Annotated in this window: 11 protein-coding genes; 8 read left to right on the top strand and 3 right to left on the bottom strand. The window is 41.1% G+C overall.

Annotated elements, in window-relative coordinates; genetic code table 11:
• Positions 1–8: 8 nt before the first annotated feature.
• Positions 9–605, top strand: coding sequence for a nucleoside triphosphate pyrophosphatase (locus tag B5G52_RS06590; protein ID WP_087531871.1), 597 nt, complete (start codon positions 9–11; stop codon positions 603–605).
• Here B5G52_RS06590 and B5G52_RS06585 read toward each other — a convergent pair.
• Together B5G52_RS06585 and rluC are read right to left on the bottom strand one after the other, a co-directional pair.
• Positions 602–1,249, bottom strand: coding sequence for an HAD-IA family hydrolase (locus B5G52_RS06585; protein WP_087531870.1), 648 nt, complete (start codon positions 1,247–1,249; stop codon positions 602–604). The genes B5G52_RS06590 and B5G52_RS06585 overlap by 4 nt on opposite strands.
• Positions 1,246–2,211, bottom strand: coding sequence for a 23S rRNA pseudouridine(955/2504/2580) synthase RluC (rluC, locus tag B5G52_RS06580; RefSeq protein ID WP_087531869.1), 966 nt, complete (start codon positions 2,209–2,211; stop codon positions 1,246–1,248). Before rluC ends, B5G52_RS06585 begins: the two co-directional genes overlap by 4 nt.
• Positions 2,212–2,824: 613 nt before the next feature.
• Between rluC and rne the strand changes: the two genes are divergently transcribed.
• Complete coding sequence (rne, locus tag B5G52_RS06575; RefSeq protein ID WP_087531868.1) at positions 2,825–6,436, top strand: ribonuclease E; 3,612 nt, start codon at positions 2,825–2,827, stop codon at positions 6,434–6,436.
• A 181-nt stretch (positions 6,437–6,617) separates the two neighbouring features.
• On the opposite strand, the gene yejK is transcribed toward rne, so the two are convergent.
• A complete protein-coding gene (yejK, locus tag B5G52_RS06570) occupies positions 6,618–7,631 on the bottom strand; it encodes a nucleoid-associated protein YejK (RefSeq protein ID WP_087531867.1) in 1,014 nt (337 codons plus the stop codon).
• A gap of 62 nt (positions 7,632–7,693) precedes the next feature.
• On the opposite strand from yejK, the gene B5G52_RS06565 reads away from it, so the two are divergent.
• The 6 genes from B5G52_RS06565 to B5G52_RS06540 all read left to right on the top strand — a co-directional run bounded on the left by B5G52_RS06565 (position 7,694) and on the right by B5G52_RS06540 (position 13,398).
• A complete protein-coding gene (locus B5G52_RS06565; RefSeq protein ID WP_058558974.1) occupies positions 7,694–7,906 on the top strand; it encodes a DUF1414 domain-containing protein in 213 nt (70 codons plus the stop codon).
• A gap of 5 nt (positions 7,907–7,911) precedes the next feature.
• Positions 7,912–9,417: a DUF3413 domain-containing protein gene (locus B5G52_RS06560; protein WP_087531866.1), complete on the top strand. Its 1,506-nt coding sequence runs from the start codon at positions 7,912–7,914 to the stop codon at positions 9,415–9,417.
• A gap of 115 nt (positions 9,418–9,532) precedes the next feature.
• Positions 9,533–10,018 carry a hypothetical protein gene (locus B5G52_RS06555; protein WP_087531865.1) on the top strand — a complete coding sequence of 162 codons (486 nt, stop codon included), beginning with the start codon at positions 9,533–9,535 and terminating at the stop codon, positions 10,016–10,018.
• Positions 10,019–10,104: 86 nt separating this feature from the next.
• Positions 10,105–11,829: a bifunctional isocitrate dehydrogenase kinase/phosphatase gene (gene aceK / locus B5G52_RS06550; protein ID WP_087531864.1), complete on the top strand. Its 1,725-nt coding sequence runs from the start codon at positions 10,105–10,107 to the stop codon at positions 11,827–11,829.
• A gap of 15 nt (positions 11,830–11,844) precedes the next feature.
• Positions 11,845–12,783, top strand: a complete 939-nt coding sequence (locus B5G52_RS06545; RefSeq protein ID WP_087531863.1) for a LysR family transcriptional regulator — start codon at positions 11,845–11,847, stop codon at positions 12,781–12,783.
• A 168-nt stretch (positions 12,784–12,951) separates the two neighbouring features.
• Positions 12,952–13,398 (top strand): PA2169 family four-helix-bundle protein, encoded by a 447-nt coding sequence (locus tag B5G52_RS06540; protein ID WP_087531862.1) that lies wholly within the window; start codon positions 12,952–12,954, stop codon positions 13,396–13,398.
• The last annotated feature ends 1 nt before the right edge of the window (position 13,399 follow it).

Genomic DNA, 13,399 nt, shown 5'->3' with positions numbered 1-13,399 from the left:
AATAATCCATGCAGCACTCACTTATTTTAGCTTCAAGTTCACCCTTTCGTCAGTCTTTATTGCAAAAATTTAATCTTCCATTTGCCAGTTTTTCCCCTGATGTTGACGAAACACCTATTGCCAACGAATCATCCAGCCAGTTAGTTATGCGCTTAAGTGCATTAAAAGCCCAAGCCGCAAAAGGTCAATTTGACAACGGGCTGGTCATTGGTTCAGATCAAGTCGCGGTTTTTAATGATCAAATATTAGGTAAACCACATAATAAAGAAAACGCCATTAAACAGCTCAGCTTATTTAGTGCAAATACGGTTACGTTTCTAACAGGTTTAACTGTGTACGATTTAAATACCGACAGGTCAAAAACCATTGTAGAGCCTTTTGAGGTGACATTCAGAACACTCACATCAGCACAAATAAGTGCTTACTGTGATGCTGAACAACCGTATAACTGCGCGGGGAGCTTTAAAAGTGAAGGACTCGGTATTTGTTTATTTGAAAAGCTAAGCGGCGATGATCCAAATAGCTTAATTGGACTACCGCTGATTAAACTCAGCCAAATGTTGACTGAGTTTGGATTAGACGTACTAGACAACCAAGCCGGCTAGTCGAGTAACAGCGCAGATAACTGCTGATATGAGCCAACCGTAGCAATTGGCTCAAATTCGTTTAGTTGCGCTTCATTATGCACCCCCATAGTGACACCTAACCGGTCAATATGAGCAGCCTGAGCCATCGCCATATCAATTTTAGTATCACCAATCATCAGCGCTTCATCAGCACTTACATCAAGCTCTTTAAGTAGCTGAAGCAACATATCTGGTGACGGTTTAGATTGTGCATCATCGCTTGTGCGTGTGGTCGAAAAATAATAACCAAGCTTTGTTTCTTCCAATAAACGCTCAAGCCCTATTCGGCTCTTCCCTGTCGCTACCGCTAACATAACGCCTTTGGCTTTTAAACTTGCCAATGTCTCTGCTACATCGGCAAATAAAGGCGTAGGTGTTACATCAACATATTTATACTGATGCTTATATTGTGCAATCAAATCAGCGTATAAATTGGCGTTACCGGGGAATAACTTCGCCACGGCATGCTCAAGCGATAAGCCAATAATATTTTTTATTGCCTCATCACTTGGCGCAACTAAGCCGCACTCTAATGCAGATTCACGCATACAATTGACGATTTTAGTCACCGAATCCATTACGGTGCCATCCCAATCAAATATCACTAATTTATAATTTTTCACGATTTAGCTGCGCGTAACGTTTTTATGCAATTAGTTAACGTTTTATCAAGTGGCGCTTCAACACGCATAGTGGTTTCGTTTTTAGGGTGATAAAAACTCAAATCATGGGCATGTAAAAATAATCGATTCAAACCAATTTTACGCATGCCGGCATCAAATGCCTGATCGCCATATTTATCATCACAGGCAATTGGGTGACCTTGGCACTGGGTGTGAACACGGATTTGGTGAGTACGCCCTGTTACTGGTGATGCTTGTACTAACGAACATTCATCAAAACGTTCAAGTACTTTAAAACGGGTATGTGATGGCTTGCCCTCCTCGCTATTATCTACCCTGACAATGCGCTCGCCGGACTGCAAGGTATTTTTGCGTAAGCCCTCTTTCACATTCTTGGTTTTAGACTCCCACTGGCCATCGACAAGTGCCCAATAGTTTTTTTCCATGGTTTTTTCACGCAGTTGCTCATGTAAAGCCGTTAATACAGAGCGACGTTTTGCGATTAATAAACAGCCAGAAGTGTCACGGTCGAGTCGGTGAACGAGTTCAAGGCTACGCTCATCTGGGCGCAATGAGCGTAATGCCTCAATTAAGCCATAACTTAGACCACTGCCACCATGCACAGCCATACCCGAAGGTTTGTTGATCACAATAAGGTATTTGTCTTCAAATAAAATGGCATCTTCAAGCTGCTTAACTTTTTCAAGTTTACTTGGTACAAAGTCGTCTTGACGATCTGCAATTTTAATCGGAGGTATACGTACCACATCATCAAGCTGGAGTTTATATACAGGTTTAATGCGTTTTTTGTTAACTCGCACCTCACCTTTACGTAAAATCTTATAAACAGCGCTTTTAGGCACCCCTTTTAAATGGGTAATAAGAAAGTTATCAATCCGTTGACCTAGGTGGTCTTCGGTAATCGTGACGAAAGATACTTGTAAGCCGGTTTTTTCTGACATTGCCTAATCACTGATTTAAGTAAAATAATTTAGTTGCTAACACGGTTATAATAGTGGGATAATCACCGTCGCAGATTTAAATTTGCAATAACAACGGTGCTTTTTAACACATTAAGACATTCGTGATGCACATTCTAGGTAATTGATCATACAGATCCGAGATAAGTTTTCCAAAGCTTTTATACAGACCTAGTTTACACGTGCGTTCAATTAACTACGGTGCGCGTAATATATCGTAAGTTAAGTTTGAGCATGAACAGCCTTAATTGCAGAAATAAAAGCAATTTGAACAGATAATTTGTCTGATCGTGACGGCGTTAAACGCCGTTCAGCAGATGTGCTGTAAATGCACAAGTTTATTTAATAAATGGTCGACTCAGGACAAAACACCAAGACGATGCTGTACAACAGCCGCTAGTTTTGTCGCCATTATGAACCTAATAACGTGACAACTCGTTATTGTCAGCCAGCACCATAAAGATACTTGTAATTAATACAGCACCAAGCTCCGCCACAGTTCCAGTCGTGAGACTGCATAAAAAGAAGCGAAAGGGGCAACTGAACAGGCGAAAAGTTTCGTCATGTCAGCGACATAACACAGTAGAGTAACAATATGAAACGTATGCTAATCAATGCGACGCAGCAAGAAGAAATGCGCGTAGCACTGGTTGATGGCCAGCGCCTGTATGATTTAGATATCGAAAGCCCGGGTCACGAACAAAAAAAAGCCAATATTTATAAAGGCAAGATCACACGTATTGAACCGTCATTAGAAGCAGCCTTTGTTGATTACGGCGCTGAACGACACGGTTTCCTTCCTTTAAAAGAAATCGCTCGTACTTACTTTCCGCAAGGTTACACCTTCCAAGGTCGTCCGAACATTCGTGACGTAATAAAAGAAGGCCAAGAAGTTATCGTACAAGTTGATAAAGAAGAACGCGGCCAAAAAGGCGCGGCACTTACTACCTTTATCAGTGTTGCCGGAAGCTACTTAGTACTTATGCCGAATAACCCTCGTGCTGGCGGTATTTCACGTCGTATCGAAGGTGATGAACGTACTGAGCTAAAAGAAGCATTGAGCCGTTTAGAATTGCCTAAAGGCATGGGCTTAATTGTTCGTACAGCAGGTGTAGGTAAATCGTTTGAAGAACTAAACTACGATTTAAAAGCACTCCTTGTTCACTGGGATGCGATTCAACAAGCATCAAACAGTGGCAAAGCGCCGTTTTTAATCCACCAAGAAAGCAACGTGATTTTCCGTGCTATTCGTGATTATTTACGCCGCGACATTGGTGAGATCTTAATTGATAAGCCGCGTGTATTTGAAGAAGCTAAAGCCCATATCGAGCGTTTTCGCCCTGATTTTATGAGCCGTGTAAAACTTTATTCTGGCGAAGTGCCATTGTTTACACACTATCAAATCGAAAGCCAAATCGAATCTGCGTTCCAACGTGAAGTACGTCTGCCTTCTGGTGGCTCAATTGTTATTGACCCAACTGAAGCGCTTACTTCTATCGATATCAACTCATCAAAAGCCACTAAAGGCGGTGATATCGAAGAGACCGCACTGAACACAAACTTAGAAGCCGCAGACGAAATTGCACGCCAATTACGTTTACGTGATTTAGGTGGATTAATCGTTATCGACTTTATCGATATGACACCACCGCGTCATCAGCGTGAAGTAGAAAACCGCTTAAAAGATGCTGTTAGACCAGATCGTGCTCGTGTGCAAATTGGTAAAATTTCACGCTTCGGTTTACTTGAAATGTCGCGTCAACGTCTGCGCCCTTCACTAGGTGAAGCAAGCCAAGGCCCATGCCCTCGTTGTAGTGGTCAAGGTACTATTCGTTCAAACGAGTCAATTGCATTATCTATCCTACGTTTAATCGAAGAAGAAGCCATCAAAGACAACACAGCACAAGTTAACGCACAAGTGCCTGTTGCTGTTGCCGCTTACCTACTAAACGAACAACGCCGTAGTGTACACCGTATCGAAAAACGTCATAGTTGTGATGTAGTGATCATTCCAAATCAACACATGGAAACACCACACTACGAAGTAATGCGCTTACGTAAAGATGAAACACTTGAAACAGTGAGCTATGACCAAGTTGTAGCACCTGAACCAGAAGTGTTTGAGACATCTAAAACCCCCGCTGTTGCAGTACGTGAAGAGCCAAGATTGAAAGGTGTCGTAATGCCTTCAACCCCAGCTCCTCAAGCCGCGGAAAAACCAGCTCCAGCGCTAAAAGCAGCCGCCCCACAAGCTACTGAACAAGTTGGTCTTTTAGCTAGCATTGGTAATTGGTTTAAATCTTTGTTTGCTGACTCAAGCGAAAAGCAAGAGCCAGAGAAAAAAGAACAAACTAATAAAACGAATACACGTAATAATCGCAATCGTAATAATGATGGTGATAATCGTCGTCGTAATAACCAACGTCGCCGCAATAATAACTCACGTAACAAACCTCAAAATGAGCGTAATGAACGCCCAGCTGAGGAAGTTACTGCAGTTGATAGCAGCAACACTGAGCAAAAAGAAAACAGAAACGAAAATCGCAATAAGCGCCGTCGTAACCCGAATTCTCGTAAGCGCAATGAAAACCGCAATGATGACAAAAAGCCAGCAACTGACGTTAAAGAGTCTGTAGAAAATAAAGACGCTAACGTTGAAAAAGCTGAGCAAAAGCCAAAAGCACGTCGTCAACGTCGTAATATTCGTAAAAAAGTTCGTGTGCAAAATGACGAAAGTACAGCTGTAGAGTCGACAACTGAACAGCCTGTTAAAACCGCTGAACAAAAGCCTGAGGCTAAACCTGTTGTTGAAACTGAAAAAGTTGAAGCACAAACAAATGCAACTGCGGTGAAAGCACCTGAAACAGCAAAATCAGAGCCAGTGCAAACTGCTGCTCCTGAGCAAGATGCATCAGCTGATGAAGAGCAAGGTCAAACACGTACTCGCTCACGCCGTTCACCTCGCCATTTACGCGCTGCAGGTCAACGTCGCCGTCGTCCTGAACAAGGTGAAGAAGGCAGTGAAACACAAAGTACACAGCCACCTGCGTTTATTCCAGTTGCGGATCAAGCCGCTGCAGAATATGAAGCAGAACTAAAAGCGAAATCAGAAGAAACAGCAACTGATGCATCTGAGCAAGTAGAACAAGCACTTGCTACTGAAGATTTAGCAAAAGTTGAAGTAACTCAAGAAGCACCTGCTGCAACTGAACAAGCACCAGCGGCAACTGAACAAGCACCTGCTGCAACTGAAGAACAAGCACCTGCTGCAACTGAAGAAGCGCCTGCTGCAACTGAACAAGCACCTGCTGCAACTGAAGAAGCACCTGCTGTAACTGAACAAGCACCTGCTGCAACTGAAGAAGCACCTGCTGCAACTGAAGCAGCACCAGTTGAAGCTGAAGCAGCACCTGCTGCAACTGAAGAAGCACCAGTTGAAGCTGAAGCAGCACCTGCTGCAACTGAAGAAGCACCAGTTGAAGCTGAAGCAGCACCTGCTGCAACTGAAGAAGCACCAGTTGAAGCTGAAGCAGCACCTGCTGCAACTGAAGAAGCACCAGTTGAAGCTGAAGCAGCACCTGCTGCAACTGAAGAAGCACCAGTTGAAGCTGAAGCAGCACCTGCTGCAACTGAAGAAGCACCAGTTGAAGCTGAAGCAGCACCTGCTGCAACTGAAGAAGCACCAGTTGAAGCTGAAGCAGCACCTGCTGCAACTGAAGAAGCACCAGTTGAAGCTGAAGCAGCACCTGCTGCAACTGAAGAAGCACCAGTTGAAGCTGAAGCAGCACCTGCTGCAACTGAAGAAGCACCAGTTGAAGCTGAAGCAGCACCTGCTGCAACTGAAGAAGCACCAGTTGAAGCTGAAGCAGCACCTGCTGCAACTGAAGAAGCACCAGTTGAAGCTAAAGCAGCACCGGTTAGCACTGTAGAGACGCCTGTAGAAGCTAAAGAAGCGGCTATAGTTGAAGATACAGCTAAAGTAGCTTCTGCTAGCGTAAACACTAAAACAGTGATTACTGCTGGACATGCAAGCGCACCAATGGCACAGCCTACTCCAGTTGCTGATAGTGATGTTGCTGCTCATACACCAAAAGCGATGGCACACGACCAACGGGAAGCTATCCCAGATAGCGGCTTACGTGCCGGCTCTATCAAGCCAGCTGGTCGCGCAAGCGCTGAAATGACTAAAACTATGAGTGTTGACTAACACGCTTGGTTTAGCTTAAAGCACACTAAAAAGCCGCGTTAATTAATTTTAGCGCGGCTTTTTAATACTCGTTTCACTTATTATAAACTCAAAAAAAAGCGAAGTGCCTACACTTCGCTTTAAACTAACTCAAACCGGCTTAAGACTTACCGCTTATGACTTAAAGCTAAAACTGACCGCTCTAGTCTTCACTTTCCATAAACCGTTGCAGCTGGTCTTTTAAATTAGGCGGAATACCTTTAATAACCAACGTATCAGTGGCTTCGTTATAAGTTACACGCTCACCTAAGTGTTTGCGCTCAAAGCTGATACTCACGCCGCCACCAAGGCCAGAAAATTTCACCATACTAGTAACTGTTTTTTTATCTACCGGGAATGACTCTTCTAAATCGTAGCTTTGCTCTTTGCAAAAGCTATCGAATGGGTTGTCGTCGCCTTTTGTAAGTGCTTGCGATAATTCGCTGACATTGGCATCTTCTCCTGTGGTTACACAGTCATTACAGTAATCAAACACTTGTTTTCGTAAGTCATCTTTTTCTGACTTATCAAATTGCTGCTCAGATAAATAATCTTCAACGGCGTTAAGCATGGCTTGGCTTTGCTGTTTTGGATCTATACCTTCTTCACAGCCTAAAAAGTCTAAGAAGAAGTCTGCAACTTTACGCCCAGCACGCCCTTTTATAAAAGAGATATAACGGTTGTCGTCGGCTTGGGTATCCCACCCTGTTAAATCAATTCGCGCCGCTAGCTGCATCCGCGAAATATCTAAGTGACGTGATGAGGCTAAATCAAGCTCTGAAGTAATAGAGTAATGTTCTTTAATATTGATCATGGCAATCAACATATAATCAGTGGCAACATACTGGTAATGACAAAAAATTAAATAACCGGTTTCATTGAACGCGTACTTATTTAACTCTTCTTTCAATACTGTTGTCGCTTGCTCTGTCATGTGCCAAAAGCCAAGCTCGTCGTTGCGATAGCTTTGCATTGCTGATGCAACAACACTATTTTTATCACCACTGAAAGCACAATAGCCTTTACCTGGTTTGCCATTGTATGCGTGATGTAGTTGCTCAATAAAAACTGCAACTTTATCATTAACAGCCATTTCATCGTTGCGTAAATGGATCTGTGTATCGTCGTCTTTTTTGTCTACATAATGAACGACTAACTTTTTAACATCTATTGTCATCTTTGTTTTTCACGCCTCTGGTGTTAAAATACGAGAATATAACTCTTTTATTGAACCAACTGATGCCAATCTTATCAAAATATTCTAATGATGAAGTAGAACAAATCGTCGATCAGCTCATTGATGTGTTAACTGAGCACAATGCGCCGGTTGATTTAAGTCTTATGTGTTTAGGAAATTCTATCACGCATATCTTAAAAGAGCATGTACCAACAGGGAAAAGACAAGCCGTTGCTGATAACTTTGCCAAAGCATTAGCGCAATCGGTTAAATAACATATATGAATTTATCGCAGCACAATCAGTTTTCGTCTAAAGCGAGTCAATTACTAAGCTGGGGGCATTGGTTTACCTTTGCTAATATCGGTTTAGTCTTATTTATTAGTTTAAGCTATTTATTTGCCGACTCGCCACCGACAACAGCAATGGGTACCCTGTACATGCTGGTTACTTGGCTTAGCCACACTAGCTTTATTACCTTCATTGCATTTGTGCTGACGGTTTTTCCGCTTAGTTTAGTGTTTCCTTATCCTCGCCACATTCGTGGTATGGCAGCGGTATTAGCCACATTAGGGGCATCACTATTAACATTAGACGCCTATGTATATTTTAATTTAGGGTATCATCTAAGTAGCTCAGCGCTGCCTGAAATCGTCTCTCTGTTGTGGCACCGCCTCACAAGCTCACCAGCGCTTACTACACTATTGGCTGGCGGGATTGTTATACTAATTTTAGCGTTCCAGCTACTCGTTAGTAATTATACTTGGCACCATTTAGCACGCTTAAAACAATATAAGTTTGGCCGTTATGCCACGTCTGTGTTGGTCACTTGCTTTGCGTTAAGCCACAGTATTCACATTTGGGCTGATGCAAATCTGGAGTTTGACATAACTAAACAAGATAACGTTTTACCATTGTCATACCCTACTACCGCCAAAAGCTTACTGGCAAAAAACGATTTACTCGATATCGAAAGCTATAAACAAGCACATAACGTGAAGCTATCTAGCCAAAACATTAATTATGTTTTGCCCACACCGCTCCCACGTTGTGAAGCGAATGAAGCAGCTAACATTACAATTTTAGTATTTAATGACAATGAATTTTTAGCTGAATTTGCTAATCAGCACAGCAACTTACATCAAACAGAGCAGTTTTTACAGCCAGTAAATACCCAAGATAGCTTATTTAACTTGATTTATGGCTTACCCGCTTATTACAAACCCGCTTTGTTTACACAGCAAGCGCTTCCTGCTTGGCAAAATAAGCAGCGCAGTTTAACAATAACAGGGTTTGCAGATTTTGATTATATCAATGAGACAGCATCTAAAAACGCTGCGATTCGTATAATTAATGCAAATGATACGGACATTGAATCTCTTATATTCGATGATGCAGCCCATATTTTTGCATTCAGCTTAGCTAAAAATAGCAATGACGTAGTAACTACTTCCACTCTTTACAGTTCAGATAAAAAAATTAACCAAGTCGAAGGGCTTATTCAGCCAAGTGATATCATTGCAACTAGTATTGGTGAGTACTTAAATTGCTCGCAAATCACCAATCAAAGTATGCTGGGTGTAAACTTATACGCTAAAAAAGATGATACAGGGGTAACCTACTCACAAGGTGTGTTTATTGCTTATAAAAAAGACCGGATCACATTAATTGATTCAGACGGGAATTATAAAAACATCTCTGCAGCGCAAGGTTTTTCTATTGAGCAAGGCTTAGATATTCCGTTTTTAGTGCAAAGTATTAAAAAGTTAAAAACGTTTACTAATTAAGCTTAAGCTATGAAGCGAGGGCCACTGTAATTATTTTAAGTGGCTCTATTACATGACTTGTTATTTACCTATTTTGGGTTATATTTGTATAAGATAATTATGCAAGGAAGCTGATATGAAAACCAACCTCATCCTATTTTTATCTTTTTTACTTACCTTGCTATTTTCGGGCTATTGTATTGCCGCTAATGCGCATTACTACAAATGCACTACTGATCGTGGCACTGTATTTAGTCAATTCCCTTGTGGTTCCAATGCAACTGAGCACAAAATTAAACAAACCAATGTAGCTTTTTCGGATCCTAACGCGAACCATGTTAAAACACTTAATACGCTGGAACAACAACAAATAATTCGTAACCTGAATGCACAAATTCGAAGTCAAAATCACCAGCTTGATATACTTTCACGCGACAGAGATCGTGCCGAATTTAATCAACAACAACGCTTAAAGCGTATTTTGAGTGACAGTGAAATAAAAAAAGTTACTAAAGATATAAAAAAACAACTCAAAGAGATTAATAAACGTTATGCTAGAGATGTTAAAAAAGTCGAAAAGCAAATAGATAAGCTTGAAAAAAAACTAAAACGTTATGAATAAGCTATTGGGTTTTACTATTATTTAGCATACTCTTAACAAGCGTAGAGTAATAACTCTATGTCGTTTTTTTAGGAGTACTCTCACACATGCACGCACACACAATTGCAGAGTTCATATTAAAGGGCTTTAAAAAGCACTATCGGTTATTTCAAAAAATCACTTCGCAAGCGCCAATAGCTTTTTCAGAGCAGGACTGGCCGCAATTACATGAAATCAGCCGTCTTAGAATTAGCCACTACGACACCCGTGTAAATGAAACCATTACACAATTAAAAGAAGCTCACCTTGCCTTAGCGAATCAATTAGATGAAGAACTCTGGCTTGAAAGTAAGCGACATTATCAACAGTTTTTACAGTTCCACCCGCAGGCTGAACTTGCTGAAACATTCTATAACTCCGTATTTTGCAGGCTATTTCATCGACGTTATTTTAATAATGATTTTATCTTTGTAGAAACCTCACTCGCTAATGCCCCAGCTTTACCAATCGAAGCTGAATATAGAAGTTTCTTTCCTGTTGTTGATGGATTAAAGCCCACGATCCGTAAAATAATAAACCAATTTGATTTTAAAGCCCCTTTTGTAAACTTAGAACGTGATATTCGCCTACTCGTAAAAGCATTTTATAATCAAGCACCGGATACCCATCACAGTGCATGGCAGATGCGCTTTGATATATTGCAAACCCCTTTTTACCGTAATAAAGCGGCATATATTGTCGGCCGGGTTGTTTCAAGCAGTGGTATACAACCCTTTATTATTCCAGTGTTACATCATAAAGAGGAAGGCCTCTATCTAGATGCACTACTTACTAATTCCTCACAAATGCGGGTTATTTTTGGCTTTGCTCGTGCATACTTTATGGTCGAAACGCATGCCCCTTCGGCATTGGTGCGCTTTTTAAATCAGCTAATGCCAAATAAAACATTAGCTGAGCTTTACAATGCAATTGGATTTCACAAGCAAGGTAAAACAGAATTTTATCGAGAGTTTTTGACTCACCTTGCCCGCTCGAATGATGACTTTGTTATAGCGCCAGGAACCCCTGGTATGGTAATGATGGTGTTTACCCTTCCTTCATTCGGCTATGTATTTAAAGTTATTAAAGATAAATTTGGCGAGAGCAAACCATTTGGCAGAAACACCGTACTAAAACGCTACCAGCTTGTTAAAAGTCATGACCGAGTCGGTCGTATGGCTGATACCATAGAGTATTCGAACGTCTTATTTCCTTTATCCCGTTTTGACGATAACTTACTCCTACAGCTTAAAAACACTATTGGTGAGTCAATGGTTATCGAAGATGATTTAGTCATTATAAAGCACTTATATATAGAGCGACGTATGACCCCGCTGAATTTATTTTTAGAATCAGCCACTGACGAAGAAGCGGTAACAGCAATCAATGAATACGGGCAAGCGCTTAAAGAGATGATTGCAGTGAATATTTTCCCTGGTGACATGTTACTCAAAAACTTTGGGGTTAGTAATCATAATCGTATTATTTTTTATGATTATGATGAAGTGCAATACCTGACAGACATGAACTTTCGGACACTGCCTAAAGCAAAAAGTTATGAGGACTACTTAACTGATGAACAAAGTTACTCTGTAGCACCACAAGATGTATTTCCTGAGCAGTTATGTACATTTGTAATGCCAAACCCGCGTTATAAAGCTATTTTTATGCAGGCACATCCAGAGCTTTTGGATGTAGGTTACTGGCAGCAGGCTCAAAAGAATATTAAAGATGGTGTAGTGAGCCATATTTATCCATATCCGAACACACAACGTTTTATTCAGCACTGGTAAACGCAAGGACACACAATGAACATCAGCAAGATAGATTTAAATTTACTGGTATATTTAGACACGCTTCTACGTGAATGCAACGTTACCCGTGCAGCAAACCAACTCAGTATCACCCAACCAGCAATGAGTAATGGCCTAAAACGGCTGCGTAATTTATTTAATGATCCTATTTTAGTACGCACCAGTGATGGCATGGTCCCGACAGAGCGCGCTATTGAATTACAGCCAGTGATCCGTGGGATTTTAATGACACTAGAGGAAACCCTCGCACCTAACAGAGAGTTTGAAGCGAGTCAGAGTAAGCGCGTGTTTAGAATTATGGCCAGTGACTATGCAGCCAGCACGCTCGCTCCACGTTTACTAAGTAAATTACATGAAGAAGCCCCAGACACCACCTTAGATATACTCACACCCAGTGATGTCACCTTCCACGATGTTGAAAATGGTAAAGTTGATATGGCCATCAATCGCTTTGAAAACTTACCTCAGTCTTTTCATCATAAGCGCATATGGAAAGACAGCTTTTGCTGCTTAGTAAAAACCGATAACCCAATCATTGAAAATTTCAGCCTTGATAGTTATTTAAAAGCACGCCACATTTGGGTCAGTAAAACCGGTTTTGGCGTCGGTGTAGGTATGGATCCTAAAGATGTGCAAAAGCTTGGCTGGGTTGATGAAGCCCTTGCCCACTTTGGCAAACATAGAAACATTGCCACATTTACCCGTAACTATCACGTTGCAATTCATTTAGCCAAAGAACAAAACTTAGTTGCTACACTGCCGTCAAAGGCTGCCAATATATATGTAGACGATCCTGGTTTAACAATTCTTGAGCCGCCTTTTCCCATCCCACCTTTTGAGTTAGATATGATATGGAGCCCATTGCTCCACCGTGATGCCAGTCATATTTGGCTTAGACAGAAAATAGCTGAAGTGGCAAATGAGTTAAAGTAAAACAATTACATAATAGCTTGTAAAATTTGCGAAGCCAGTGAGTAAGTTAAACTCATTTTTCATATAAGTTATTTTGAATCATGGTGTTAAAAACAAAAACCAAGATGGAACAGGCCTTGCTTGAAGTAAGTGACATTTAAATTCATTTAACTTAAAGAGGTCATTATTATGAATACCCATCAAGGACAAGACGCAAATCATATCACTGACATTATCCAAGTAATGAACAGCGGCATTGAATTTTATGAAAAAGCCCAAGATAAAGTTGAAGACCCTGCAATTGGCGCACTTTTTCAACGTATGATAGATGCCCGTAAAGTAAGTGTAGAAAGCTTACAACCCTATGCTATTAATGAACAAGGTGAACGCGAAGATGGTTCATCGTTTGCTGTTGAAGCACGCCGTGCGTATACATCATTAATTACTAAATTCAGCTCAGACAACGATCAAACTTACGTGAAAGAGCTTGAAGAAGTTGAAGATAAAACGCTAGAAGAAATTAAAGCCGCTATGAAAGAACCCCAGCCTCATGATTGCGAAGCTGCATTATCTAAAGTTTTACTCACAATGCAAAGCTGCCATACTGAGATGAGCCGCATGCAACAAAAGCACTAAT

Origin of the sequence: Pseudoalteromonas sp. A601 (assembly GCF_002165575.1) — a bacterium.
Taxonomy (GTDB): domain Bacteria; phylum Pseudomonadota; class Gammaproteobacteria; order Enterobacterales; family Alteromonadaceae; genus Pseudoalteromonas.
Note: the sequence above shows the minus strand (reverse complement) of the source record. Positions and strands in the feature narration are given on the sequence as shown.

Bases quoted from the DNA above. Each gene is read 5' to 3' on its own strand.
- rne (WP_087531868.1), top strand. From the start codon at position 2,825: ATGAAACGTATGCTAATCAATGCGACGCAGCAAGAAGAAATGCGCGTA.
- B5G52_RS06555 (WP_087531865.1), top strand. From the start codon at position 9,533: ATGAAAACCAACCTCATCCTATTTTTATCTTTTTTACTTACCTTGCTA.
- B5G52_RS06545 (WP_087531863.1), top strand. From the start codon at position 11,845: ATGAACATCAGCAAGATAGATTTAAATTTACTGGTATATTTAGACACG.
- B5G52_RS06540 (WP_087531862.1), top strand. From the start codon at position 12,952: ATGAATACCCATCAAGGACAAGACGCAAATCATATCACTGACATTATC.
- B5G52_RS06590 (WP_087531871.1), top strand. From the start codon at position 9: ATGCAGCACTCACTTATTTTAGCTTCAAGTTCACCCTTTCGTCAGTCT.
- B5G52_RS06560 (WP_087531866.1), top strand. From the start codon at position 7,912: ATGAATTTATCGCAGCACAATCAGTTTTCGTCTAAAGCGAGTCAATTA.
- yejK (WP_087531867.1), bottom strand. From the start codon at position 7,631: ATGACAATAGATGTTAAAAAGTTAGTCGTTCATTATGTAGACAAAAAA.
- B5G52_RS06565 (WP_058558974.1), top strand. From the start codon at position 7,694: ATGCCAATCTTATCAAAATATTCTAATGATGAAGTAGAACAAATCGTC.
- rluC (WP_087531869.1), bottom strand. From the start codon at position 2,211: ATGTCAGAAAAAACCGGCTTACAAGTATCTTTCGTCACGATTACCGAA.
- aceK (WP_087531864.1), top strand. From the start codon at position 10,105: ATGCACGCACACACAATTGCAGAGTTCATATTAAAGGGCTTTAAAAAG.